This window comes from Microbacterium sp. UMB0228, assembly GCF_002871415.1.
GTDB lineage: Bacteria > Actinomycetota > Actinomycetes > Actinomycetales > Microbacteriaceae > Microbacterium.
Genome location: NZ_PNFU01000005.1, coordinates 38,524 through 64,136, shown reverse-complemented (window position 1 = coordinate 64,136; position 25,613 = coordinate 38,524). Strand labels below are relative to the sequence as shown.

Below are 25,613 nucleotides of genomic sequence, written 5' to 3'. Positions count from 1 at the left end.
GGGGGGGGGGGGGGGGGGGGGGGGGGGGGGGGGGGGGGGGGGGGGGGGGGGGGGGGGGGGGGGGGGGGGGGGGGGGGGGGGGGGGGGGGGGGGGGGGGGGACGGGGTTGATCCCGCACCGGCTGGAGGGACGGGCCGAGGGGTGTGTGTGACGCGGGATGACGCGGGGTGAAGGCGTGTGACGGACGGGGACCACGGTCGGCGGGGGCAGCCCTAGATTCGGGGCACATCCGCACGAGCAAGGGGGAGGGCCCGCGGCGATGAGCTTCCTGACGGACTGGCACGAGTGGCATGCGGCGCGCGAGCGCTACGCGGGGTCGGAGTACGGGCCGTCCGCGCTGGAGTCCACGAACTGGCTCATCACCGAACCCGCGGCGGTCGAGGGCGTGCCCGGACTCTGGGCCCTCACCGGGGACGGCGGCATCCGCGGCACCGAACTGGGACCGTCGGGGTCGGTCGTCACCCTCCGCGGCACCCAGACCCTCCGCCTCGGGCGGCGGGAGCTGCGGGTGTTCGACCGCAACGGACTGCTGGCGCTCCGCGTCTGGAACCCCGCCCGTCCGCAGCGGGAGTGGTTCACGGCGATCGACGCCTACGCCCCCGACGAACGATGGCGGATCCCGGCCACGTTCGAGCCCGCGCCGGACGAGCGGATCGTCGTCACGGCGGTCGACGGCGAGGAGCGCGAGACCCCGATCGCCGGACGCCTGCGATTCGAGCTCGCCGGGGCCCCGTGCGACCTCACCGTCACCCGCAGCGGGAGCGGAGCGCTGAGTGCGGTCTTCGCCGACGGGACGAACGGGCTGGAGACGTACCGGTTCCGGTTCCTCCCCGTCGACGAGCCCGCCGCGGATGGGTCCGCCGTGCTCGACTTCAACCGGGCGTACCTGCCGCCGTGCGCCTTCTCCGACCAGTTCATCTGCCCCCTGCCCACGCCCGGCAACCGCTACTCCACGCCGATCAGGGCCGGGGAACGCGTGGTCGTGCTCGGCGGCTGACCACGGCGGCAGCGCGCGCCTTAAGCTGGATCCGTGCACGGTGAATACAAGGTTCCTGGGGGCAAGCTCGTCGTCGTCGACCTCGAGGTCGAGAACGACCGGATCGCGCGGTTCCGGCTCGCCGGGGACTTCTTCCTCGAACCGGACTCCGCGCTCGACGACATCAACGCCGCCGTCGAGGGACTCCCTGCCGAGTCCGACGCCACGGCCATCGCCGCGGCCGTCCGCGGTGCCCTCCCCGAGGGGGCGCAGTTGCTCGGCTTCAGCCCCGAGGCCGTGGGCACCGCCGTGCGTCGCGCTCTGGTCACCGCGCCCGGGTGGCGCGACTTCGACTGGGAGATCGTCCACGAGAAGGCGGTCTCGCCGCGCATGAACCTCGCCCTCGACGAGGTGCTCACCTCCCGGGTGGGCGAGGGGCGCCGTCGCCCGACCCTGCGCATCTGGCAATGGGACGAGTCAGCCGTCGTCATCGGGTCGTTCCAGTCGTACCGCAATGAGGTCGACCCCGAGGGTGCCGCGAAGCACGGCTTCGACGTCGTCCGCCGGATCTCCGGAGGCGGAGCGATGCTCATGGCCGCGGGGCAGATCATCACCTACTCGCTGTACGTGCCGGCCTCGCTCGTCGCGGGCATGACCTTCGCCGACTCCTACGCGTTCCTCGACGACTGGGTGCTGCAGGCGCTCCGGTCGCTCGGCATCGACGCCGTCTACCAGCCGCTCAACGACATCGCGAGCCCGACCGGCAAGATCGGCGGCGCCGCGCAGAAGCGCCTCGCGAACGGGGGCGTGCTGCACCACGCCACCCTCTCCTACGACATCGACGGCCAGATGATGACCGAGGTGCTGCGGATCGGCCGCGAGAAGCTCAGCGACAAGGGCACGACCTCGGCGGCCAAGCGCGTCGACCCGCTGCGGAGCCAGACCGGACTGGAACGTGCCGAGATCATCGAGCGCTTCAAGGACACGTTCCGCTCGCTGACCTCCGCCGAAGACGGCGGCATCACGCCGGACGAGTACGCCGATGCCCAGGCGCTGGTGGAGTCGAAGTTCTCGACCGACGCGTGGCTGCACCGGGTTCCGTGAGCCCTTCGGTGGGGTCGGGCCCTTCGACAGGCTCAGGGACCCAGGGCCCTTCGACAGGCTCAGGGACCCAGGGCCCTTCGACAGGCTCAGGGACCCAAGGGGGCGGCTCAGGGGCGCAGGATCCGGGGCGGGTGTCGGTGATCGAGGGGGACAACCTCGCGGTCGCGGCGACCCTGCCGTCCGGATCCTTCACGCTCGTCTACCTTGACCCGCCGTTCAACACCGGGCGGGTGCGGGAGCGGCAGGTGGTCACCGCCCGCCGCACGTTCCCACCGCCGGAGGAGCCGGCCGAGCCTGCGGCGGAGGGCCGGAGTCCGGAACGGGCGCCCGGCGAGCCCGAGGTGCGACACGGCTTCCACGGGCACCGATATGAGCGGGTGCGCGGCATGCTGCGCGCGTACGACGACAGCTTCGACGACTACGGCGCCTTCCTCATGCCGCGACTGGAGGAGGCCTGGCGGCTGCTCGCGGACGACGGCACCCTGTACCTGCACCTGGACTACCGCGAGGCGCACTACGCGAAGGTCATGCTCGACGCGGTGTTCGGCCGGGACTGCTTCCTCAACGAGCTCATCTGGGCGTACGACTACGGCGCGAAGTCCCGGCGGCGGTGGCCCACCAAGCACGACACGATCCTGGTGTATGTGAAGAACCCGCGGACGTACGTGTTCAACTCCGACGACGTCGACCGGGAGCCGTACATGGCGCCGGGACTGGTGACCGCGGAGAAGGCCGCCCGCGGCAAGCTCCCGACGGACGTGTGGTGGCACACGATCGTCCCGACCACGGGGCGCGAGAAGACGGGGTATCCGACGCAGAAGCCGGAGGGCGTCCTGCGGCGCATCGTGACCGCGTCGAGCCGGCCGGGCGACCGGGTGCTCGACCTCTTCGCGGGCAGCGGCACGACCGGAGCCGTGGCCTCCGCACTCGGCCGGGAGGCGGTGCTCGTCGACGACAACCCGGAGGCGGTGCGCGTCATGGCCGCGCGCATCCCGCACGCGGAGGTCCGCCGGGCCTGAGCGGGCCTGGTCGGCAGCGGCCGTCAGATCCCGATCGAGACCTTCCGCAGGGTCTCACTCACCGTCCAGACCGTCCGCATGCCGGCCGTAAGCCGCATCACGGACCCGGGGCCGAGCTCCACCGGAGGGAGCGCAGGCGCGGTGAACGTCACGGTCGCGCGACCGGAGAGCACGACGAACACCTCGTCCTCCTCGACGTCCACCGCCGTGCCCGGCGTCATCTCCCAGACACCGATCTCGATGCCGCCTGCGTCGTCGAGCACCGTGTACGCCGTGGTCGGCGCGCCGTCGCGTACGTCCTCGTCGGGCAGCGGGGTGTGCGTCAGCGCGAGGCGTCCGGCGTCGACGACGGCCCCCGGGGGGAGCGCGGTCACGAGTCGAAGCCCATGCCGAGGGCGTCGAGCGTCTTCAGGAACAGGTTGCGGCGCCCCTCGTTGTGGTCGGCCCTGTCCATCGCGGCGCGGACGAGGTTGATCCCGACGGACGCGGCCGGCTCCGGCGGGAACGGGATCGGCTTCTCGCGCACCATCCGGAGCTGCGTGCGCTCGGTCTCCTCGCCGGCGAGTTTGTCGAGCATGACATCGGCGGCGAACCGGGCGGCGCCGACCCCGAGGCCGGTGAACCCCGTGGCGTAGGCGACCCGGCCGCCGCGGGCGGTGCCGAAGAACGCGCAGAACCGGCTCGACGAGTCGATCGCCCCGGCCCAGCGGTGCGTGAAGCGGAGGCCGGCGAGCTGCGGGAAGGTGGTGAAGAAGTGCGAAGCCAGCCGTCGGTGGCTCTCCATCCGATCCTCGTAGGCGGGGCGCACCTTGCCGCCGAAGTGGTAGACCGCGTCGTAGCCGCCGAACAGGATCCGGTCGTCGGCGGTGAGGCGGTAGTAGTGGAACTGGTTGGCGCTGTCGGCGAGCCCCTGGCGGTTCCGCCAGCCGATGGAGGCGAGCTGCTCGGCCGACAGCGGCTCCGTCATCAGCACGTAGTCGTACACGGGCACCGTCATGAGGCGGTTGCGCTTGAGCAGCGAGGGGAACACGTTCGTCGCGAGCGCCACCGCGTCGGCGGTCACCCGGCCGTGCTCCGTGACGAGGGTGACCGGACCGGAGTCCGCGCCCTCGATCCGCCGGACGAGGCTGTGCTCGTGGATCTCCACGCCGAGCTCGACGGCCACCCGCGCGAGCTCCAGGCCCAGCTTCGCGGGGTGCACGAGAGCGCTGCCCTCCCGGTCCCACGCCCCGGCGAGGAACGTGGGGGAGTGCACCTCCGCCTGCACCGCCTCCCGGTCGAGGAACCCCTCCTCCTCGCGCAGCCACTCGACCTGATGCGGCTCCACGGCCACCGCGAGCTGGCCCGTCCGCTCGAACTCGGCATCCATGTCGTACCGCCGCACGGTCTCGGCGATGCCGTCGAGGTTCTCGTGGCCCAGCTCCTCCAGCCGGTCGATCTCCTCGGGCCAGCGGTTCACGCCGTTCTCGTGGCCGTGGGTGAGGCTGGACTCGCAGAAGCCGCCGTTGCGCCCGGACGCCGCCCAGGCCACGCGGGACGCCTCGAGGAGGACCACCCTCCGCTCCGGATCCCGTTCCTTCGCACGTACGGCCGTCCAGAGTCCGGTGTAGCCGCCGCCGACGACCACGAGGTCCGTGTGCACGGTGCCGCGCAGCGGCGGGTGCGCGGGACGCTCGACGTCGTCGAGCCAGAAGATCGACAGGGCCGTGTCGCGCAGGGCGTCGTCGATGACGGACTGCGGAGGACGCCGGCGTTCGAAGACCGTGGTGCCCATGTTCACTCCGATGCGAGGGGAGCGCGTCAGCGCGTTCCCCAGTTGTAGAGGTCTTTGTAGAGGCCGGCGTAGAGCAGGCTCTCCGTCTGGATGATGCCGGGGATGGTGCGGATGCGGGTGGCGATGAGGTCGAGCAGATGGTCGTCGTCCTCGCACACCGCCTCGACGAGGATGTCGAACGTCCCGAGGGTGACCACGACGTACGCGAGCTCCGGGATCGCCGTGAGCTCCTCCGCGATCGCGCGGGGGTCGCCCGACACCCGGATCCCGATCATCGACATGCGGTGGAAGCCGAGCTGCAGCGGGTCGGTCACGGCGACGATCTGGATCAGGCCCGATTCGGTCAGGCGCTGCACACGCTGGCGGGCTGCGGCCTCGCTGAGCCCGACCTCCCGGGCGATCTCCGCGTAGGGGCGCCGACCGTCCTCCTGCAGCAGCTCGACGATGCGCTTCGAGATGTCGTCGAGGGCGGGGGGAGGTGTCTTCGGACTCATGTACCGATCGTGACATTCTGACGGGTGCTGCGCAACTGAATCCGTCGATCTGTGGACGAAAAGCTACAGATTCCGCGTTCGGATGGCTACCATGGCGCTATGTCCTCACCGTCGACGATGACCGTGCCCCTGCAGAACTTCATCGGCGGCCGCGCCGTCACCGCAACGGGGAGCGGGCGCCTGCCGCTCATCGATCCGGTGACGGAGGAAGCCTACGGCGAGATCCCGCTCTCCGACCGTGCCGACGTGGATGCCGCGTATGCCGCGGCCGCGGCGGCGTTCCCGCTCTGGCGGGACACCCCGCCGTCTGCGCGCCAGCTCGCGCTGTTCCGCATCGCGGAGGACATGGCCGCGCGGGCCGAGGAGTTCGCCGACCTCGAGTCGAAGGACACCGGCAAGCCGCGGACGACGCTCGTCGCCGACGAGATCCTGCAGTCCGTGGACCAGCTGCGGTTCTTCGCCGGTGCCGCGCGGAGCCTCGAGGGTCGAGCCGCCGCGGAGTACCTCGCCGGGCACACCTCCTTCGTGCGCCGGGAGCCGATCGGCGTGATCGGGCAGGTGACGCCGTGGAACTACCCCCTGAACATGGCGGTGTGGAAGATCGCTCCCGCCCTCGCCGCCGGGAACACCGTCGTGCTGAAGCCGGCGGAGTCCACGCCGCTCACCACGCTGCTGCTCGCGGAGATCGTCGCGCGCCACACCCCCGCCGGCACCCTCAACGTCGTGCTCGGCGACCGCGAGACCGGAGCGGCCCTCGTCGAGCATCCGACGCCGCAGATGGTGGCCATCACCGGCTCGGTGCGCGCGGGCATGGCCGTGGCCCGCTCGGCGGCCGACGACGTCAAGCGCGTCCACCTGGAGCTCGGCGGCAAGGCGCCCGCGATCGTGTTCCCCGACGCGTCGATCGAGAAGGCGGTCGAGGGCATCGTCACCGGTGCCTTCTTCAACGCGGGGCAGGACTGCACCGCCGCCACCCGGGTGCTCGTGCACGCGTCGGTGCACGACGAGCTCGTCGCCGCACTGGTGGAGCGGACCCGCACGCACGCGCGGACCGGGGCCCCGGATGAAGACGGCGTGCTGTACGGACCGTTGAGCAGCGCAGCCCAGCTCGCGCAGGTGCAGGGCTTCGTCGACCGGCTTCCCGCGCATGCGACGGTCGCGACCGGCGGGGCACGGCAGGGCGACCGGGGCTACTTCTGGGAGGCGACCGTCGTGACCGGCGTGCAGCAGGACGACGAGGTCGTGCAGGGGGAGATCTTCGGACCCGTGCTGACCGTGCAGCCCTTCGACACCGAGGAGGAGGCGCTCGCGATGGCGAACGACGTGCCGTACGCGCTCGCCGCCTCGGTGTGGACGCGGGATCATGCCCGCGCCATGCGCCTCTCCCGCGACCTCGACTTCGGGTGCGTGTGGATCAACACCCACATCCCGTTCGTGTCGGACATGCCGCACGGTGGTTTCAAGCACTCCGGATACGGGAAGGACCTGTCGCAGTACGGCTTCGACGACTACACCCGGATCAAGCACGTGATGAGCGCGCTCGACTGACGGCGGGACGGCTCAGCGCGGGGCGAGGTGCTTGACGCGGCGGTGCTCGCGGAGCGTGAACTGCGGACGCTGATCGATCTTCGTGGCTCCGTCGAGCTCCCACCCGTGCCGGGCGTAGAAGCCGTCGGCCCGGTCGTTGCCGTCGAGCACCCAGAGGTAGGCGCGTGTGTGGCCGGCGTCGATCATGCGCTGCTCGGCCGCGTCGAGGAGGGCATGCCCCGCCCCCGTCGACCACGCGGTGGGATCGGCGTAGATACCGTACAGCTCGGCGTCGTCCAGGCCGTCGGGGTCGCGGCCGGAGCCGAACGACGCCCAGCCGACGACGGCGCCGTCACGCTCGGCCACCAGGGTCCCGAGGCTCGTGGGGAGGGGGTCGGCGAAGATGCGGCGCCACCCGTCAGCGCGCTCCGAGACGGACAACCCGTCCAGCACCTCCTGGTCGATGAGGCCCTCGTAGGCCGCCTGCCACGAGCGCACGTGCACTCCGGCCACGGCCTCGGCATCGTCGGCGACGGCGTCTCGGATCACCAGGGGCGTCATCCCTCCACCCTATGCGGACCCCCGGACGTCCTTTCGTCCCCTCCCGTCCCTTCCCTCCTCCGGACACCCGGGCACACCTGCACGACCCGGGTACGTCTGTGGGGACGAATCCCGGGTTCCGTCGTGCAACCGTGCCCGGGTCGTGCAGGTGTCGCGGGTGTGAACGAGACCCCGGTTTCACGACAGTCTTCGGTCTTGGTCTTGGTCTTGGTCTTGGTCTTGGTCTCGGTCTTGGTCTTGGTCTTGGTCTTGGTGCTCGTCCCCGGGTTCGGTCCGTCGTCCCGGGTTACGTCTGCACGACCCGGGTACGTCCGTAGGACCGGAACCCGGGATCCGTCGTGCAACCGAGCCGGGGTCGTGCAGGTGTCGCGGGTCCCGGGGAGAGGACGGGTCGACGGGTGCGACGCGATGTGGCAGGCTGGCGGGCACCGACTCCGCACGAGAATCGACCCCAGAGGTTCCGCCGCATGTCACGACCCCTCGCAGGACCGCAGACCCTGCTCCGTACGCTCAACGGCCGCGCGATCCTCGAGCGCCTCGCTCGGAGCGGGCCGCAGACCCGGGCCGAGCTCATGGCGGCGACCGGCCTCTCCCGCACGGCCGTGACCCAGGTGCTGCGGATGCTCGACGCCGCGGGAGCCGTCACCGCGGCCGGCGTCGACCGCGACACCCGCGGACCGGCGGCCGGCCGCGTCGCGCTGCACCCCGCCCTCGGCTTCGCGGCAGCGGTGCACGTGGACCACCACGCGGCCCACGTCGTCCTCGTCGACGCGACCGGCACCGTCAGGGCCGAACGGCACGGCGCCTTCCCCGCGGGTGAAGACCGGGTCGCGCACATCGCCGCCCTCGTCGCGGCCTGCCGCCGATCCGTGAAGGGCGCGCTCCACCTCGCCGTCGTCGGAGTGCCGGGCATCGTCGCCGCCGACGGCACGATCCGCGACGACCAGGGACCGGACGGCGGCGCCTTCCGCTCGGCCCTCGCGACCGCCCTCGACTGCCCGGTCCGCGTCGAGAACGACGTCAACCTCGCCGCCCTCGCCGAGTCGACCACCGGCGTCGGCACTGACCTCGCGAGCTTCGCGCTCCTGCTGCTCGACGACGACCTCGGCGCCGGCATCGTGATCGACGGGGCGCTGCATCGCGGGTTCTCCGGTGTGGCGGGCGAGGTCATGTACCTCCCGCAGACGCCGGTGCCCATCGGCGCCCCGGTCGCGGGCGCCACGGTGGTGCGGGACCTCGCCCTCGGCCTCGGGCTGGATGTCGACGCGCCGTTCCTCGCCCACCTGGAGGCGGCGCGGCACGGCGACGAGGCGGCGCAGGCCCTCGTCGCCGAGATCGGACGGCGGCTCTTCCTCGCGGCGGGCAGCGTCACGCTCGTGCTCGATCCCGAGGCCTTCATCCTCGGCGGGGAGGCGGTGCACCCGGCGCTCCTGGACGCGATCGAGCGGGTCGCGGACGAGTTCTCCGCGCAGCTGCCGCTCCGCTTCCTCGCCTCGGCGTTCGGGCCGGAGGCGCCGCTCGTCGGAGCCGTGGGCGAGGCGGCCTCCGCGCTCCGTGCCGACGTCTTCACCCGGATCCTCACCCCCTCCCGCGCAGCCGCCGCCGGCCGCTGACCGCCCGCCCGACAGGACACGCCATGACCGCCTCCTCCGCCCTCGCCGACCGACTCGGGCTGCCGTCCGGTGCCAGGGCGGTCATCCTCAACGCCGACGACTTCGGGATGTGCCATGCCGCCAACGCCGCGATCTCCGGTCTCCTCGTGCGCGGCCGGATCGACTCGGCGACGGTGATGGTGCCCTGTGCGTGGTCCCCGGAAGCTCTGGCCTTCGCGGCGTCGCGCCCTGACCTCGACGTGGGCGTGCACCTCGTGCTCACGAGCGAGTGGCGCCGGTACCGATGGCGCCCGCTCACCGGCGCCTCGACCCTGGTCGATGCTGACGGCTTCTTCCCCGCCGACGTCGCGACGGTGGAGCAGCACGCCTCCGAAGAGGACGTCGCGGCCGAGATCGCCGCGCAGCTGCAGACCGCGCTCGATGCCGGCGTCGACGTGACCCACCTCGACAACCACATGGGCTCCGTCTACGGGCTGCTGACCGGCCGGGACTTCCTGCACCCCGTCTTCGAGCTCGCCGCCCGGCAGGGCCTCCCCTTCCGCCTGCCCCGCGAGATGGAGGGGGCGGACGCCGATCCGATGCTGCAGGCGAAGCTCACCGAGGCGGCGGCGGTGGCCGATGCGTTCGGCGTCGAGATCGTCGACCGGCTGTGGACGCACCCGTTCGAGCTGCGCGGCGAGGGCACCGCCGACGAGGAGTCGTACGAGCAGGTCCGAGACGGCTTCCTCGCGGTGCTGCGCGCCGTCCCGCCCGGGGTCACCGAGATCTACCTGCATCCGATGGCCGACGGCGAGGAGCTGCGCGCGGCGGTGGACTTCGCGGCGGCCAAGCGCGGCTACGAGCTGCGGCTGCTCGACGATCCGCTCGTGCAGCAGACGATCGCCGAGGAGGGCCTGGTCCGCGTCGGCTGGCGCGCGCTACGGGACCTGCAGCGGGGAGACGCCCGGTGACGGCGCTCGGCGAGCGGCTGCGGGACCGCCGGCTCGACGCCGCTCCCACCCGCGCCCAGACCATCGCCTTCGGAGCCTCGGGGTTCCCGACGCAACTGATGACGCAGACGTTCTCGGCGTTCGTCGTGTACTTCTACGTCTCGCACCTCGCCGTCCCCGCGGGGTGGGTGGCGGCGGCGATGATCGCGCACGGCATCCTCAACGCGGCGCTCAACCCGGTCGTCGGGGCGCTCTCCGACCGGATCCGCACGCCATGGGGCCGCCGCATCCCCTGGATCGGACTCGGCATCGTGCCGCTCGTCGTCGCGTTCGCCCTCGTCTGGATGCCGCCCGCGCTCCCGGCGGCCGGGCTCATCGTCTGGTTCCTCGTGGTCGTCGCGGTCTACGACATCGCCTTCGTCGTGGTGGTGCTGAACATCTCCGCGCTGTTCCCGGAGATCTTCCGCACCACGGAGGAGCGCGCCCGCGGGAACGTGCCGCGGCAGATCTTCGCGATCCTCGGCATGGTCCTCGGCACGGCTGGAGCTCCCGCGCTCTACGACGCGATCGGCTGGCCGGGGATGGCGCTCGTGCTGTCCGGCGTCTGTCTCGTGCTGCTCGCCTGGTCGTTCCTCGGCGGGATGATCGAGCGCCGGGTGCCGGAGGCCGCCTCCGAGGCGATGCGCTGGCGGGATCAGCTCGTCTACACGTTCCGCAACCGCGCCTTCGTGCCGTACGTGCTGGGCTCGCTCTGCGTGCAGACCTCGATCGCCGTGATCCTCGCCGCCGTGCCCTTCTACGTCCGCTACTCGCTGGGGGCGGCCGAGGGCGAGGGGAGCCTCCTGCTCGGTGCCATCTTCGTCACGGCCATCCCGTCGATCGTGCTGTGGAGCGCGGTGGTCCGGCGCACCTCCCCGCGCACGGCGTTGCTGTGGAGCGTCGCGGTGTTCGGGGTCGCGGTGCTCGGCTACCTCATCCCGACCTCCGTGGGGGCGGCGGCTCTCGTCGGCATCGCGGTCGGCGTCGGCGTCGGCGGGCTGCTGCAGCTCCTCGAGGTCGTGCTCGCCCAGATCATCGATGACGACGCGCACCGCACGGGCCACCGCCGCGAGGGCGCCTACTTCGGCGTGAACGGGTTCGTCGTGCGCGGCTCCGTGGTCCTCCAGGCGATCGTCGCCGCGGCCGTGCTGACGGCGACGGGGTTCGACGCGGACCTCGGCGACGCGCAGCCGGAGGCCGTCGACGGCGGCATCCGGCTCATGCTGGCGGTCATCCCGCTGGCGTTCACCGCCGTCGGGTGGCTGTGCTTCTGGGTCTACCCGCTCCGCACGCGAGACGTCTGAGGTCAGCCGGCGGCGCGGCGGGCCTCCCAGCCCGTGCGCACCATCTCGTCGACCGTGTAGCGCATGGTCCAGTCGAGGTCGCGGGCCGCGAGTTCGCCGGTCGCCACGATCCGATCCGGGTCGCCCGGGCGCCGCGGACCGATCTCGGGGGTGAAGCCGATGCCGGTGACGCGGGCGACCGCATCCATGATCTGCTTCACGCTGAGGCCGTCACCGGAGCCGAGGTTGTAGGCGGGCTCGATCGGAGCGCCCGAGGCCAGGCGCTGCGCTGCGGCCACGTGGGCGGCGGCGATGTCGCCGACATGCACGTAGTCGCGGACGTTCGTGCCGTCAGGGGTGTCGTAGTCGTCGCCGAAGATCTTCGGGGTGCGGCCTTCGATGAGCGCCTCGAAGACGATGGGGAACAGGTTGTGGGGGCTGACGTCGTAGACCGTCGGGTCGGCCGAGCCGACCACGTTGAAGTACCGCAGCGAGGTGTGGCGCAGCGGGCGGTCGGAGTCGGCCGTGGCGATCGCCTGGTCGCGGAGCAGCCATTCGCCGATGAGCTTCGACTCGCCGTAGGGGCTCGCGGGCCGCTTGGCGGTGTCCTCGACGACGAGGGAGACGTCCGGCGTGCCGAACACGGCTGCCGACGACGAGAAGACGATGTTCGCGACGCCCGCCGCCGCCATCGCCTCGAGGATGATCCGCGTGCCCTCGACGTTCTGGGCGTAGGTGTGGAGCGGGCGCTGGACCGAGACGCCGGCGTACTTGTAGCCCGCGACGTGGATCACGCCCTCCGCCTCGTGCGTGCGCAGCGTCTCCTCGACGAGGGCACGGTCGAGGATGCTGCCCTGCACGAACGGCACGCCCTCCGGCACGAAGGACGCCACGCCGCTGGAGAGGTCGTCCAGGACGACGGGGGAGAGGCCGGCCTCTGCGAGGGCGCGGACGACGTGGGCACCGATGTAGCCGGCGCCGCCGGTGACGATCCAGGACATGCGTTCCTCTCCTGCCGCAGGGGTGGCGGCTCGACCCTCCATTGTGTCAGGAGTCGCGGCGGGGACCTGCGGACGGGCTGACCGCGAACAGGTGCGGGACGACGAAGCCTTCGGCGGCGAACCGCGCCCGCACCGCGTCCGTGAGGTGGGGCACGGCATCGCGGTCGACGAGGGCGATCGCGGCACCCCCGAACCCGCCGCCGGTCATGCGCGCGCCCACCGCCCCCGAGGTGAGGGCGGTCTCCACGGCGGCGTCGAGTTCGGGCGTCGAGATCTCGAAGTCGTCGCGCATGGACGCGTGGGAGGCGACGAGGAGGTCGCCGATGCCGCGCGCGCCCGCGGTGCGCAGCGTCGCGACGGTGTCCTGCACGCGCTGGTTCTCCGTGACGATGTGCCGCACGCGGCGGAAGGTCACGTCGTCCATCAGGCTCTCGGCACGGGTGAGGTCGGCCACCGCGACGTCGCGCAGCGCCGGCACGCCGAGGATCGCGGCCCCCCGCTCGCACGCGGCGCGGCGCTCCCGGTAGCCGCCGGTGGAGTGCGCGTGCGTGACGCGGGTGTCCATCACGAGCACCGCGAGTCCGGCGTCGGCCATGCCCAGCGGCACGACCTCGGCGGCGAGGGAGCGGCAGTCGAGGAAGATCGCGGCGTCGGGCTCGCTGAGCATCGAGGCCATCTGGTCCATGATCCCGGTGGGCGCGCCCACGGCCTCGTTCTCCGCCGTCCGCCCGATGCGGGCGAGGGCCACGGCGTCGAGGCCGGTGTCCCAGAGCTCGTTCAGTGCCGCGGCCGTCGCGCCCTCGATCGCGGCGGACGACGAGAGCCCGGCGCCGACCGGGACGTCGGAGGCGATCGCGATGTCCAGACCGGAGACCGCGGTCGCGCCGGCCGCTGCACGGAGCGCCCAGGCGACGCCCAGCGGGTAGGCGGCCCACTCCGGCACCGCGGGCTCCGTCCCGGGCGGGGTGGGGAAGAGGCGGTCCAGCTCGTCGAGGGCCACTTCCACCGGCTCGTCCGCGAAGGTCGAGGCGACGCGGAGCCGGCCGTCGGCGCGGCGACCGACCGCGGCGATCGTCCGCTGCGGGATGGCGAACGGGAGCACGAAGCCGTCGTTGTAGTCGGTGTGCTCGCCGATGAGGTTCACGCGTCCCGGCGCTGACCAGACGCCGTCCGGGGTGCGCCCGGCGAGGGTGGCGAAGAGCTCGGCGGCGTCGTCGTGTGCGGAGGTCATGCGGAGGCTTCCTGGTCGGTGCGGGCGAGGGCCTCGCGGAGTCGGGCGGCGCCCTGCTCGGGCGCGACCTCGGCGGCCCACGCCCACATCGCGGCCTCGGAACCCGCGAGGAACTTGAGCTTGTCGGCGGCGCGCCGCGGGCTCGTGAGCTGCAGGTGCAGGCGCACGGTGTCGCGGCCGACGTGGACGGGAGCCTGGTGCCACGCCGCGATGTACGGCGTCGGGCTGTCGTAGAGCGCGTCGACACCGCGGAGGAGGCGGAGGTAGAGCGGGGCGAGCTCGTCGCGCTCCTCCGCCGTGGTCTCGGCGAGGTCCGGCACGTGCCGATGCGGCATGAGGTGCACCTCGAGCGGCCACCGCGCCGCGAAGGGCACGAACGCCGTCCAGTGCTCGCCGCGGAACACCACCCGCTCGGACGCCTGCTCCTCGGCGAGGATGCGGGCGAAGAGGTCGGGCGCGGTGCGGTCGACCGCGTCCAGCACCCGGGCGGTGCGCGGGGTCACGTAGGGATACGCGTAGATCTGGCCGTGCGGGTGGGGGAGCGTGACGCCGATCGCCTCGCCGCGGTTCTCGAACGGGAAGACCTGCTGGATGCCGGGGAGGGCGGACAGGGCGGCGGTGCGGTCGGCCCAGGCCTCGATCACGGTGCGGGCGCGGGTCACGGTCTGTGTCCCGAAGGAGCCGGAGTGCTCGGGGCTGAAGCACACGACCTCGCAGCGGCCGACCGCGGTCCGGGTGCGCCCGAGTCCGAGGGCCGCGAGGTCGTCGAGGCCGCGCGGGGGGTTCGTGGCCCCGGGGGCGGTGCCGACCGGCTCGGCGAGGGCGGGGCCGAACGCGGGGGAGCGGTTCTCGAACACCGCCACGTCGTACCGGGACGGCACCTCGGACGGATTCCCCGGCGTCTGCGGCGCGAGCGGGTCGGCATCGGCTCCCGGCATCATGACGCGGTTCTGGCGGTTGGCGGCGACGGTGATCCAGTCGCCCGTCAGCACGTCGAGCCGCATGGTCGCGGTGTCCGGCCGCGGGGCCAGGGTGCGGGCGTCGACCGACCGTTCGGCGACGAGAGTGGTGTCCGGGTCGTCGTAGTAGATGAGGTCGCGGCCGTCGGCGAGGGTGGTCGGGCGCTTGACGACACCGGCGCCGAGACGCTCCGTGGGGATCTCCGCAGATTCGGGCGTGTTCACGTCAACATGTTAGGTGGGGCCGCGTGCTAACGTCAACACGACGGACTTGTGAACGGAGGTTCCCGTGGCCGAGAAGCCCACGACGGCCGCGCGCGTGTCCATGGCGACCGTCGCGGCGCGCGCCGGCGTCTCCGGACAGACGGTCTCCCGCGTCGTCAACGGCAGCCCCCGGGTCGACCCGCAGACCCGGGCGCGGGTCGAAGCCGCCATGGCCGAGCTCGGCTACCGACCGCACCGGGCGGCGCGGGCCCTGCGCACCGGGCGCAGCCATACCCTCGGCCTCGTCGTGACCACTCTGGCCACGGTCGGCAACTCCCGGATGCTGCAGGCCACGGCCGAAGCGGCGGCGGATCGTGGATACGCGCTCACCGTCGTCACGGCCGCGGACGGCGTGGAGGCCGCGTTCGCCCGGCTCGCCGATCAGGGCGTGGACGGGGCTCTCGTGCTGAACGAGGCCTCCGCGCTCGTCCCCGCCGCGACCCTGCCGCCGGAGCTGCACCTCGTCGTCGTGGATGCCCCCGCCGGCGCCGGAGCGGCCGTGGTGCACAGCGATCATGCCGCGGGCGCGCAGGCCGCCACCCGCCACCTGCTCGACCTCGGGCACGAGACCGTCCACCACCTCGCGGGACCGGCGGGCTCGTTCGCCGCCGCCGAGCGCGAGCGGGGCTGGCGCGAGGCCCTGGCGGATGCCGGCGTCGTGCCACCGCCGGTCGTGCGCGGCGACTGGAGCGCGGAGTCGGGCTTCGCCGCGGGCGCTGCTCTGGGCACGGCGACCGCGGTGTTCTGCGCCAACGACCAGATGGCGCTCGGGCTGCTGCGGGCGGTGGCGGAGTCCGGGCGCGCGGTTCCGTCGGACGTCAGCGTGGTCGGCTTCGACGACATCCCCGAGGCGGCGAACTTCCTCCCGCCGCTCACGACCGTCCGGCAGGACTTTCCGGCGCTCGCGCAGCAAGCGGTCACGGCGCTCATCGCGGCCGTGGAGGGCGACGGGACGGCGACCGATCCCGCCGTACCCGTGGTGGTGCCGACCCGGCTCGTGGAGCGGGCGAGCACGGCACACCGCTGACGCTCACCCGCGGGGCAGCTGCTCGTCCGGGCGAAAGGTCGTCGCGGCGCCGTCCGGCCACGACACCGTCGCGTCCCCTCCCTGCAGCTCGAGTTCCGGTGGAACGGGCGAGCCCCCGAGCAGCACGCCCACCGCGATCCAGGTGTCGGGTCGCACCGGCGCAGAGAGCCACGGGGTGACGGTCTCCGGGCCGAGCGGGGTCGCGTCCCGCTCCCGCCGGACTCCCGCGGTCGCGTCGTCGAGGCCGTGGAGGCCCACCACCCTGCTCTGCGTCTCCCCGCCGGGGGTGAGGGCGGCGGTGACGGCCGCGGGGCCGGTCTCGACGACGGTGGCGGCGGACAGCGCCCATCCGCCGATGCGGAGGACGTCGCCGTCGTGGATCGCTCCGTCCGGCCCTGCGCCCGCCCGGACCCGCACGAGCCGCACCTCCCACGGTCCGCGCACCGCCGACACCACATCGACCACCGGGCCGACCGTGGTCTCGACGGCCGTGCCGCCTCCGCCGACGTCGAACTCCATGCGGACGCCGTCGTGCCAGTGCACGGGTCCGGAGGAGCCGCCGAGCGCCGTGCCGTCCGTCTCCCGCAGGCGCCCCGTCAGGAAGCCCGAGCGGTGGCTGGCTCGGCCGCCGCGCACCACGGCGACCGTGCCGTCGAGCGGGTCGCGTGCCCCGGGGCCGGCGAGAACGGGGGCGGTCGCGGTGCTGTACCCGAGCTTCGCGTACAGCGGCGCATCGGGTTGGAACGTACCGGGGGTGCGGTGGTCGGTGCCGTGGTTGACCACGCGCACGATGCCGTCCGGGGTGCCCGTCGCCAGCCACCCCGGGGCGAGGAGGACGCGGGTGAACGGTCCCCGATCGATCGGCAGGGGCTGTTCGACGGCAGTCCAGAACGGATGCGCGGCGGGGAGGGCGAGCGGCAGGAGACCCTTCGCCGCCCAGTACGGGGAGCCGGGGCCGGAGTAGTCCTGGGCGAGCGGGCGCCAGGCGCCGTACCAGCCGAGGGGCAGCACTCCGGTCGCATCCGGCGCGCCGCGGGCGGTGAAGTGCCGGACCTGACCGCTCACCGCCCGGCGCAGGAGGCCGGGGTCATGCCGCGAGGTGCCGGAGAACGCCGCGACCCCGGCCGCGGCGGCCGTCGCGAAGCGGTAGGTGAGGCTGCGTCCCAGGATGAGGGGTCCGCCGTCGGCGCCGACGAGATGCAGGGCGTCGTCGAGGAACGCGTCGAGCCGGCGGCGGTACCGGGCGACTCGGTCCGTGTGCCGCGGCTCCTCGCCGACTATGTCCGCCCAGAGCAGCGGATAGAAGGACAGCGCCCAGCCGGCGTAGTGGTCGAACGACCGGGCGGCGCCGTCGGCGCTCCAGCCGCCCGCGCGTTCGAAGCCGTCCAGGAGCGCGAGGTCGGTCGCGCGGTCCGTGGCGGAGAAGGGCGCGCCGACGCTCTCCAGGAACTGCTCGACGAGCACCCGGAACCACGCCCAGTTGTTCGGCGGGTAGCTGCCGCCGACGAACGTCGCGAGGTAGTCCACGGTGTGGGTCCGGGCCGTGTCGTCGAGGCGCGCCCACACCGTGTCGCGCGTGAGGTGCAGGCCCAGCGCGAGCGCCGCCGCCTCGACCTTCGCCTGGTTGACCTCATCGGGGCGCGGCCACCGTTCGGCACCATCGGGGTCGACGCCCGCAGCGAGGCCGCGGGCGTACCGGTCGGCCAGCGACTCCGTGCCGAGCGGGTCGCCGGCGATGCGGAACGCGGCCAACAGGAACGTGCGGCTGAATCCCTCGAGCGCATCGACCGCGGAGCCGAAGCCACCGGGGGCGCCGGGGTAGCGGATGCCCGCGCCCGCCGGGCTCGCATGTCGGGCGGCCCCGTCGAGGATCGCATCGGCCACCGTCATCAGGTGCGCACGCGTCCATCCCGTGCAGGGGGAGAGCGTGCGGTCGTCCGGAGGCAGCGCGAGGAGTGTCATGCGCTGTGCGCGAGGTCGGCGCGGTGCACGGGGTGTCGAGGCGGACGGCCGGCCACCCACGCCTCCAGCTCGTCGAGGGCGGCGTCGGCCAGCCGGTGCGCCTCGGTGCCGAGGGAGCCGGCGAGGTGCGGGGTGACCGCGACGTTCGGCAGGTGCAGCAGCGGGTGGTCAGGCGGAAGCGGCTCCGGGTCTGTGACGTCGAGGATCGCGTCGAGGCGACCGGAGGCGCACTCGGCGTGCAGGGCGTCGTGGTCGAGGAGGGCTCCGCGGGCGGTGTTGAGCACGGTGGCGCCGTCACGCAGGGCGGCGAGCTGCGCGCGGCCGATCATCCGCCGGGTCGCGGGCAGGGCGGGGGCGTGCAGGGAGAGCAGATCGACGGCGGGGAGCAGGGCGTGGAGCGGGACGAGCCGGGCACCGGCCGCGGCCACCTCCTCGGCGTCCGCGTACGGGTCGGCGACGAGCACCTCGAGGCCGGGGAAGGGTCGCAGCAGGTCGACGACGCGGCGCCCGATGCGGGAGAACCCGACGATGCCGACCGTGCGGTCGAGGTTGCCGATGCGGCCCCCGACGCGGGGGCCGACGCGCAGGTCGTGCTGTGCATCGGCGGTACGGAGCGGGAGGAGGGCGCGCTTGCCGGAGAGCAGGATCATCGCGAGCGTGTACTCCGCGACGGGGGCCGCGTTCGCCTCGGCGGCCGAGGTGAGCAGGATGTCGCGCTCCCAGAACGCGTCGGACACGAGGCCGCGCACGCTTCCCGCCGCATGGAACACCGCGCGCAGCCGGGGGAGACTGTCGAGCAGGGGCGCGTCCAGGACCGGAGCGCCCCAGCCCGTCACCAGCACCTCCACGGCGGCGAGGCGGTCGTCCAGCGTCGGAGCGTCGAGAGCGGGAGCGTGCAGCGGACCGCCGGGCGCGGCGAGGGTCTGCAGGCGGGCGCGCCGCGCGTCGTCGAACACGAGGTCCCACGCCTCCGTCGAGAGGGCGGCGAGGACGGCTGGTCGAGGGGTCATGGGTCTCCGGGTATCTCGGGTATGCGCTTGCCGAAGCGCGCGGTTCCAGTGAAGACTGTGCGTTCGAGTGCAGGCAACGTGATCGAACCGAAACCCTGCTGATCGAACACACTCGAACAACGAAGGCGAGAACCGGATGCTGATCCCCCGCGGCACCCTGAGCGATCTGTGGCGAGAGCACGGCGCCGTCGATCGGCCCGTCGTGCCGCCGAGCACCGACCGGGCGGCATGGACGTCCGTGGCGCCCGAACTCCGCGCGACCATCCTGGCGGCGGCGGACGGCGAGCGCGGCACCGCGTGGGCGCAGCCGCTCCTCTCGCAGTGGGCCGCCTACGCCCGCACCGGTGACCGAGCCGGCTGGGAGGGGGCGGTGTTCCGTCGCGACCTCCGGCTCCGTCGCGCCGTCCTGGCCGCTGCCGTCGACCCGGTGGCCGAGCGGCTGGACGAAGTCGCGGACGGCCTGTGGCTCCTGGCCGAGCAGTCGACCTGGTGCTGGCCTGCTCACGACGACGCCTTCGCCCGCGGGCGCCGTGTGCCCGACATCGAGCGCCCCGTCCTCGACCTCGGCGCGGGGGAGGCGGCGGCGCTGGCCGGGTGGGTCGTGCTGGTGCTCGGCGAGGCTCTCGACGCGCACGCGCCCGGTCTGGTCGCACGGGTACGGGACGAGACGGTCCGCCGGGTGCTGCGCCCGTTCGTCGACCGCCGCGAGTGGGCATGGGAGGGGTCGGAGGAACGCGTGCACAACTGGGCGCCGTGGATCCACGGCAACCTGCTGCCGGCAGCGCTCGCCTTCGCGGACGAGCCGCTGCGTGCGCGGGTGCTCGCCCTCAGCATCGACGGCCTCGATCGCTATCTCGCCCAGCTTCCCACCGACGGCGGCATCGACGAGGGCTTCGCCTACTGGTGGCAGGGAGCGGGGCGGGCGTTCGACGCGCTCGGCCTCCTCGACGCGCTGACCGCCGGTGCGGTGGCCGCCGCGATCCAGGACGGACGCCTCACCGGGCTGCGCGAGCTCGCCCTCTTCCCGGAGCGCGTGCAGCTCGGGGAGGGGTGGGTGGCGAGCTTCTCGGATGCGGAGGCGCGCACGGGGGATGCCCTCCCGTGGTCCGTGCTCCACCGGGCCGCCGTCCTGTGCGGTCTGGAGGCGACGGCCGCGTTCGCCGCGCGGCACCGCCGTCCGGGGCGCGTCATCGGAGACGAGGCCGATGTCGTCGCCGGTCTCGGCCGGACGCTGGCCGAGCTGTTCGACGCCGACTGGCATGCGGCGCGTCCGGGGCCTGCGCCGCTGCCCGGACGCGTCGAGTTCCCCTCCCTCGGCGTGGGTCTGCGCCGTGAGTGGAGCGGCGATCCGCGGGGGCTCGCGGTCGTCGTCAAGGGCGGTCGCAACGACGAGAACCACAACCACAACGACCTCGGTGCTGTCGCGATCGCCGTCGACGGCGTCCCGGTCGTGATCGACGTCGGTCGGGCGACGTACACCGCGGCGACCTTCTCGGATGCCCGTTACCGCCTGTGGCACGTCACCAGCGGCTGGCACTCCACGCCTCTGGTCCGCGGGCGCGAGCAACAGCCCGGCGGCGCCTGGCGGGCCGCGGTGCAGGCGCGGAGCGACGGCTGGACCCTCGACCTCGGTGCGGCGTTCCCCGGCGGCGACCCGTGGCTGCGGACGGTGCTGCTGCGCGGCGGCGCGGTGACCGTGCGCGACGAGAGTCCGGCACTCGCCGACCCGGCCACCCGCCTCGTGCTCGTGTGTGCGGGGACGCCCGAGGTGCACGGTGACGGCGTCCTCCTCCCGGGCCCGGATGGGAAGCGGGGTCTGCGCATCGCCCACGATCCGGCGGACGTCGTCGTCGAGAGCAGGGCCGTGGACGATGCGCTCCTCGAGCGTTCGTGGGGGCCGGTGGTCTCGCGCGTCCTCTTCGCACCGCTCGACCGTCCGGAGCGCTGGGAGCTCCAGGGGAGGGCGGCATGACCGAGGAGCGCCCGACCCCGCGTTTCGGCCTCTCCCGCCGGGAACGGATACTGGACGAACTGCGCCGCACGGGGGCGGTGCGCGTGGCCGATCTCGCCCGCGACTTCGGGGTGGCGGAGCTCACCATCCGCCGCGACATCACGATGCTGGCGGACCGCGGGCTGCTGACCAGGGTGCACGGCGGAGCGGTGCTGCGGAGCACGCTGGACACGACCGTCGCGCGGGCGGCTCTCCCCGGGCCGCAGTTCCGCATCGGGATGGTGGTGCCGTCGCTGAGCTACTACTGGCCGCAGGTCGTCGTCGGCGCCCGGAGTGCCGGGGCGGAGGCGGGGGTGCAGCTCGTGCTCCGCGGAGCCAGCTACGCCGCGCAGGACCAACGCCGCCAGATCGCGGCGCTCCTGGAGTCCGGGACGGTGCACGGGCTGATCGTGGCCCCCGAGACACAGGGGGCCGACGGGCACGCGCTGCTCTCCTGGTTGGACACGCTCCCGGTGCCGGTCGTGCTCGTGGAGCGCCGGACCCCGCCCGCTCTCGCCCTCACCCGGATGCAGACCGTGGCGACCGACCACGCGTTCGGGGGCGCGCTCGCCGCCGGGCACCTCGCCGCACTCGGACACCGACGGGTCGGGATCCTCACCTCTCCGCAGTCACCGACCTCCGCCGGGCTGCGGCAGGGCTGGTCGCGGGCCGTCGCCGAGCTCGGGCTCACGGTGTCGGTGGACCGCGACACGGCCCTGGACCGGATGGAGGGATCGGCGCAGGCGGAGGTGGTCTCGGCACTGCTCGCCGAGATCCGTGAGACGGGGGCGACGGCGCTGCTCGTGCACTCCGACCCGCAGGCGCTCCTGCTCCAGCAGCATCTGCAGGACGCGGGCTGGCGGCTGCCCGACGACCTCTCGCTCATCGCCTACGACGATGAGGTCGCCGAGCACGGGTCCCCGCCGCTCACCGCTTTGCGGCCGCCCAAGCAGCATGTCGGGCGCCGTGCGGTCGAGCTCATCCGCGACCGCCTGCGCGAGGGCCCGAACCGGCCCGCGGAGCGCGTGGAGGTGGCTCCGGCGCTGCACGTGCGCGCCAGCACGGCACCTCCGCGCTAGGGGCGGTTGCGCGGTCGTGCGTCTCATGCCATGATCTCGGAAAGCGCTTACCAAGATTCTCCTGTCAGCGCCGACAGCTTCCACCGAGAGGAACGGACCGAGATGGCACAGGCCCCCACCCGCGAGATCGGGATCATCATGAACGGCGTCTCCGGGCGCATGGGATACCGGCAGCACCTCGTGCGGTCGATCCTCGCGATCCGCGACGAGGGCGGGATCGAGCTCCCGGACGGCACGCGCGTTACCGTGCGGCCGATCCTCGTCGGACGCAGCGAGGCCAAACTCGCCGAACTGGCAGCGAAGCACGGCATCGAGGACTGGACGACCGATCTCGACGCCGCCCTCGCCGACCCGCGGTGGGAGATCTACGCCGACTTCCTCGTCACGAAGGCCCGGGCGTCCGCGATCCGCAAGGCCATCGCCGCCGGCAAGGCGATCTACACCGAGAAGCCCACCGCCGAGTCGCTGGACGAGGCCCTGGAGCTCGCGCGGCTGGCGCGTGACGCCGGCGTGAAGACCGGCGTCGTCCACGACAAGCTCTACCTCCCGGGGCTGCAGAAGCTCAAGCGCCTCATCGACTCCGGCTTCTTCGGCCGCATCCTCTCCGTCCGCGGCGAGTTCGGCTACTGGGTGTTCGAGGGCGACTGGCAGCCCGCGCAGCGTCCGAGCTGGAACTACCGCACCGAGGACGGCGGCGGCATCATCACCGACATGTTCCCGCACTGGAACTACGTGCTGGAGAACCTCTTCGGCGAGGTCACGAGCGTCTACGCCCAGGCCGCCGTGCACATCGCCGACCGCTGGGACGAGAAGGGCGAGCACTACACGGCCACGGCCGAGGATGCCGCCTACGGCATCTTCGAACTCGACGGCGGGGCGATCGCCGAGATCAACTCCTCGTGGACCGTGCGGGTGAACCGCGACGAGCTCGTGGAGTTCCAGGTCGACGGCACGCACGGCTCCGCCGTCGTGGGGCTGTTCGGCGCCAAGATCCAGCCGCGCAACGCCACGCCGAAGCCCGTGTGGAACCCCGACCTGGAGGACAGCCACGACTACGACGCCGACTGGCAGCAGGTGCCGACGAACGACGTGTTCCAGAACGGCTTCCGGCAGCAGTGGGAGGAGTACCTCACTTCGTTCGTCCTCGGCACGGACTACCCGTTCGACCTGCTCGCCGGTGCGCGCGGGGTCCAGTTCGCCGAGGCCGGACTCGCGTCCAGCGCCGAGGGGCGCAAGATCGTGCTCGAGCCGCTGACCCTGGACCACGCATGACCACCCTCCGCCTGCTCACCGCCGACGGCCGGACCGCCGAGGCGGAGCTCCGGGAGGCCGGCGCCGTCACGCGGCCGGAGGGTCCGCTCCGCAGTCGGGTGGCCTACGCCGCCGCGCACGTCGTCCCGAAGGCGTACGCGGACAACACCCCGGGGCAGCCGGCCGACATCGACTGGGACGCGACGCTCGCGTTCCGCCGCAACGTGTACTCGTGGGGACTCGGCGTGGCCGACGCGATGGACACCGCGCAGCGCAACATGGGTCTGGATGCGACGGCGGTGCGCGAGCTCATCGCCCGCAGTGCGGAGGTCGCCCGCGAGGAGGGCGGCGCGGTCGTCGTCGGGGTCAACACCGACCACATCGAGGAGGCGCGCATCCCGCTCGATCAGGTGATCGCCGCCTATCTCGAGCAGCTGCACTTCGCCGAGGAGCAGGGGGCGGGGCCGGTGCTCATGGCCTCGCGGCACTTGGCCAGGGTCGCGGAGAGCGCGGACGACTACCGCCGCGTGTACCGGGAGGTGCTCTCCCGCGCATCGGTCCCCGTCGTGCTGCACTGGCTCGGCACCGCGTTCGATCCGGAGCTGGCGGGGTACTTCGCGCCCTCGTCCTCCGGGGGGAGCGGTGGTCCCGCGTGGCAGGAGGCCGCCGAGGTGCTGCTCGACATCATCGGCGAGAACCGCGCCGCGGTCGCCGGGGTGAAGATGAGTCTGCTCGACGCGGAGTCCGAGGTCTGGGTCCGCGAGCGGCTGCCGGAAGGCGTGCGCATGTTCACCGGCGACGACTTCCACTACGTCGGCCTCATCGGCGGCGACAGTCTGACCGATGCGGCCGCCCCCGAGGGGTCCGCGCCGCGCGGGCACTCGGATGCGCTGCTCGGCGCGTTCGCCGCCCTCGCCCCGGTGGCCTCCGCCGCGATCCAGGCGCTCGACGCGGACGACCCCGATCGGTACCTCGCCCTCCTCGGACCGACGGAGGAGCTGAGTCGGCAGGTGTTCGCGGCGCCGACCTTCTACTACAAGACCGGGGTCGCCTTCCTGTCGTGGCTCAACGGTCATCAGCCGGCGTTCCAGATGGTCGGGGGGCTGCACTCCGCGCGGAGTCTGCCGCACCTCAGCCGCATCGTCGAGCTGGCCAACGGGGCGCTCGCCCTGGAGCGGCCGGAGCTCGCGCGGGAGCGTTGGCACGGCCTGCTCCGGATGAACGGGGTGGACGCATGACCGGCCCGCGGAGCCTGGCGGCGGAGCACGAGCCCCGGGCGGCCGCCGTCGGGACCGTGCCGCACCCGCGGCTCTCGATCAACCAGGCCACCGTGAAGCACGCGGACCTCGCGACGGCCCTGCGCGTCACGGCGGCGGCGGGGGTCGAGGCCATCGGCCTGTGGCGGGAGCCCGTGCAGGCGGTGGGGCTCGATGTCGCCGCCCGCATGCTGACCGACTCCGGTCTGCGCTTCACGACGCACTGCCGCGGGGGCTTCTTCACGCTGCCCACCGGCGCGGAGCGCGAATCCGCGCTCGACGACAACCGCCGGGCGATCGAGGAGGCGGCCACCCTCGCGGCGGCCGGTGCGGAGGGCTCGACCGCGGTGCTCGTCCTCGTCGCCGGGGGTCTGCCCGAGGGGTCGCGCGACCTCGTCGGGGCGCGCGAGCGTGTCCGCGATGCCATCGGCGCCCTCGCGGACGACGCCCGGGCCGCCGGGGTCACCCTCGCGATCGAGCCGCTGCATCCGATGTACGCCTCGGACCGTGCCGTGGTCTCCACCCTCTGTCAGGCGCTCGACATCGCCGCGGACTTCGACCCTGCCGTGGTCGGTGCCGCCGTCGACACGTTCCACATCTGGTGGGATCCGCAGGTGCTCGACCAGATCGCCAGGGCCGGACGCGAGGGCCGCATCGCCACGTATCAGGTGTGCGACTGGAAGACCCCGCTCGCCGCAGACCCCCTCCTCTCCCGGCACTATCCGGGGGACGGTGTGATCGACTTCGCACCCCTCACCCGGGCCGTGCAGGACACCGGCTACGACCGTGACATCGAGGTGGAGATCTTCCATGCCGACGTGTGGGCCGACGACCCGGCTCGTGTGGTCCGCCGCACAGCCGAGGCCTTCGCGACGGCGGTCGCCCCCCACCTGTGAGTCCCGGTGACCCCCGTCCCGTCCCGTCCCCGTCCCGTCCCGTCCCCGTCCCGTCCCGTCCCGTCCCGTCCCGTCCCGTCCCGGTCGCGGTCGCGCCGCGGTTCTGGCTGCACGACCCCGCCACGGATGCACGCCCTGTTCCCGGGTGTCGGTCGTCCCGTCGTGCTCAGGTCGTGCATCCGTCCCGGTCTCGGTCGTCGTGTGTCGGATCGACCGGGGGACACCTGCACGACTCGGGTCCGTCTGCAGGGTCAGACCTGGGTCCCGGTCGTGCAGGCGGGACGAGGTCGTGCAGGTCGGACTCGACGAGGGAGTCCGTCCCCGTCCCCGTCCCTGTCCCGGTCCCGATCCCGGTCTCGGTCGTCGTG

Annotated in this window: 22 protein-coding genes; 13 read left to right on the top strand and 9 right to left on the bottom strand. The window is 73.2% G+C overall.

Annotation, left to right across the window (positions count from 1 at the left end; all coding sequences use genetic code 11):
* The first annotated feature begins 259 nt into the window (after nt 1-259).
* The 3 genes from CJ226_RS12540 (at nt 260) to CJ226_RS12530 (ending at nt 3,099) form a co-directional block, all read left to right on the top strand.
* Nucleotides 260-997 (top strand): DUF1684 domain-containing protein, encoded by a 738-nt coding sequence (locus CJ226_RS12540; protein ID WP_102209371.1) that lies wholly within the window; start codon nt 260-262, stop codon nt 995-997.
* Nucleotides 998-1,030: 33 nt separating this feature from the next.
* On the top strand, nt 1,031-2,080 hold the full coding sequence (locus tag CJ226_RS12535) for a biotin/lipoate A/B protein ligase family protein (protein ID WP_102209370.1): 1,050 nt from the start codon (nt 1,031-1,033) through the stop codon (nt 2,078-2,080).
* 131 nt (nt 2,081-2,211) lie between these two features.
* On the top strand, nt 2,212-3,099 hold the full coding sequence (locus tag CJ226_RS12530; RefSeq protein WP_062636960.1) for a site-specific DNA-methyltransferase: 888 nt from the start codon (nt 2,212-2,214) through the stop codon (nt 3,097-3,099).
* A gap of 23 nt (nt 3,100-3,122) precedes the next feature.
* Here the strand turns inward: CJ226_RS12530 and CJ226_RS12525 are convergent, their stop codons facing one another.
* From CJ226_RS12525 to CJ226_RS12515, 3 genes are read right to left on the bottom strand one after another with little or no spacing between them, the layout of a single operon-like run.
* A complete protein-coding gene (locus tag CJ226_RS12525; protein ID WP_102209369.1) occupies nt 3,123-3,473 on the bottom strand; it encodes a cupin domain-containing protein in 351 nt (116 codons plus the stop codon).
* Nucleotides 3,470-4,873 (bottom strand): FAD-binding oxidoreductase, encoded by a 1,404-nt coding sequence (locus tag CJ226_RS12520; protein WP_102209368.1) that lies wholly within the window; start codon nt 4,871-4,873, stop codon nt 3,470-3,472. The genes CJ226_RS12525 and CJ226_RS12520 overlap by 4 nt, the downstream gene beginning before the upstream one ends.
* Before the next feature lie 26 nt (nt 4,874-4,899).
* A complete protein-coding gene (locus CJ226_RS12515; RefSeq protein WP_025105441.1) occupies nt 4,900-5,367 on the bottom strand; it encodes an Lrp/AsnC family transcriptional regulator in 468 nt (155 codons plus the stop codon).
* A 99-nt stretch (nt 5,368-5,466) separates the two neighbouring features.
* Here CJ226_RS12515 and CJ226_RS12510 point away from each other — a divergent pair, with 99 nt between their 5' ends.
* Nucleotides 5,467-6,915, top strand: a complete 1,449-nt coding sequence (locus tag CJ226_RS12510; protein ID WP_257996650.1) for a gamma-aminobutyraldehyde dehydrogenase — start codon at nt 5,467-5,469, stop codon at nt 6,913-6,915.
* 12 nt (nt 6,916-6,927) lie between these two features.
* On the opposite strand, the gene CJ226_RS12505 is transcribed toward CJ226_RS12510, so the two are convergent.
* A complete protein-coding gene (locus CJ226_RS12505) occupies nt 6,928-7,455 on the bottom strand; it encodes a GNAT family N-acetyltransferase (RefSeq protein WP_062636953.1) in 528 nt (175 codons plus the stop codon).
* Nucleotides 7,456-7,922: 467 nt separating this feature from the next.
* On the opposite strand from CJ226_RS12505, the gene CJ226_RS12495 reads away from it, so the two are divergent.
* From CJ226_RS12495 to CJ226_RS12485, 3 genes are read left to right on the top strand one after another with little or no spacing between them, the layout of a single operon-like run.
* On the top strand, nt 7,923-9,068 hold the full coding sequence (locus CJ226_RS12495) for an ROK family protein (protein WP_102209365.1): 1,146 nt from the start codon (nt 7,923-7,925) through the stop codon (nt 9,066-9,068).
* 23 nt (nt 9,069-9,091) lie between these two features.
* On the top strand, nt 9,092-10,018 hold the full coding sequence (locus tag CJ226_RS12490) for a polysaccharide deacetylase family protein (protein ID WP_102209364.1): 927 nt from the start codon (nt 9,092-9,094) through the stop codon (nt 10,016-10,018).
* Nucleotides 10,015-11,340: an MFS transporter gene (locus CJ226_RS12485; RefSeq protein WP_102209363.1), complete on the top strand. Its 1,326-nt coding sequence runs from the start codon at nt 10,015-10,017 to the stop codon at nt 11,338-11,340. Before CJ226_RS12490 ends, CJ226_RS12485 begins: the two co-directional genes overlap by 4 nt.
* A gap of 2 nt (nt 11,341-11,342) precedes the next feature.
* On the opposite strand, the gene galE is transcribed toward CJ226_RS12485, so the two are convergent.
* Genes galE through galT form a run of 3 tightly spaced genes read right to left on the bottom strand, consistent with a single transcriptional unit; the run spans nt 11,343 to nt 14,735 of the window.
* A complete protein-coding gene (galE, locus tag CJ226_RS12480) occupies nt 11,343-12,320 on the bottom strand; it encodes a UDP-glucose 4-epimerase GalE (protein WP_102209362.1) in 978 nt (325 codons plus the stop codon).
* Nucleotides 12,321-12,366: 46 nt separating this feature from the next.
* Entirely contained in the window at nt 12,367-13,551 is a 1,185-nt protein-coding gene (gene galK / locus CJ226_RS12475) for a galactokinase (RefSeq protein WP_102209361.1), read from the bottom strand.
* Nucleotides 13,548-14,735, bottom strand: a complete 1,188-nt coding sequence (galT, locus tag CJ226_RS12470) for a galactose-1-phosphate uridylyltransferase (RefSeq protein WP_257996649.1) — start codon at nt 14,733-14,735, stop codon at nt 13,548-13,550. The genes galK and galT overlap by 4 nt, the downstream gene beginning before the upstream one ends.
* A 100-nt stretch (nt 14,736-14,835) precedes the next feature.
* Between galT and CJ226_RS12465 the strand changes: the two genes are divergently transcribed.
* Nucleotides 14,836-15,801 carry a LacI family DNA-binding transcriptional regulator gene (locus tag CJ226_RS12465; protein ID WP_102209513.1) on the top strand — a complete coding sequence of 322 codons (966 nt, stop codon included), beginning with the start codon at nt 14,836-14,838 and terminating at the stop codon, nt 15,799-15,801.
* 3 nt (nt 15,802-15,804) lie between these two features.
* On the opposite strand, the gene CJ226_RS12460 is transcribed toward CJ226_RS12465, so the two are convergent.
* Nucleotides 15,805-17,763, bottom strand: a complete 1,959-nt coding sequence (locus tag CJ226_RS12460; protein ID WP_102209360.1) for a DUF2264 domain-containing protein — start codon at nt 17,761-17,763, stop codon at nt 15,805-15,807.
* Complete coding sequence (locus CJ226_RS12455; protein WP_102209359.1) at nt 17,760-18,773, bottom strand: hydroxyacid dehydrogenase; 1,014 nt, start codon at nt 18,771-18,773, stop codon at nt 17,760-17,762. Before CJ226_RS12455 ends, CJ226_RS12460 begins: the two co-directional genes overlap by 4 nt.
* Nucleotides 18,774-18,909: 136 nt before the next feature.
* On the opposite strand from CJ226_RS12455, the gene CJ226_RS12450 reads away from it, so the two are divergent.
* The 5 genes from CJ226_RS12450 to CJ226_RS12430 all read left to right on the top strand — a co-directional run bounded on the left by CJ226_RS12450 (nt 18,910) and on the right by CJ226_RS12430 (nt 25,245).
* Nucleotides 18,910-20,745 (top strand): heparinase II/III family protein, encoded by a 1,836-nt coding sequence (locus CJ226_RS12450; protein WP_102209358.1) that lies wholly within the window; start codon nt 18,910-18,912, stop codon nt 20,743-20,745.
* Complete coding sequence (locus tag CJ226_RS12445; protein WP_102209357.1) at nt 20,742-21,842, top strand: substrate-binding domain-containing protein; 1,101 nt, start codon at nt 20,742-20,744, stop codon at nt 21,840-21,842. Before CJ226_RS12450 ends, CJ226_RS12445 begins: the two co-directional genes overlap by 4 nt.
* A 102-nt stretch (nt 21,843-21,944) precedes the next feature.
* Nucleotides 21,945-23,114, top strand: a complete 1,170-nt coding sequence (locus CJ226_RS12440; protein ID WP_102209356.1) for a Gfo/Idh/MocA family protein — start codon at nt 21,945-21,947, stop codon at nt 23,112-23,114.
* Nucleotides 23,111-24,331, top strand: coding sequence for a DUF993 family protein (locus CJ226_RS12435; protein WP_102209355.1), 1,221 nt, complete (start codon nt 23,111-23,113; stop codon nt 24,329-24,331). The genes CJ226_RS12440 and CJ226_RS12435 overlap by 4 nt, the downstream gene beginning before the upstream one ends.
* A complete protein-coding gene (locus CJ226_RS12430; protein ID WP_102209354.1) occupies nt 24,328-25,245 on the top strand; it encodes a sugar phosphate isomerase/epimerase in 918 nt (305 codons plus the stop codon). The genes CJ226_RS12435 and CJ226_RS12430 overlap by 4 nt, the downstream gene beginning before the upstream one ends.
* The last annotated feature ends 368 nt before the right edge of the window (nt 25,246-25,613 follow it).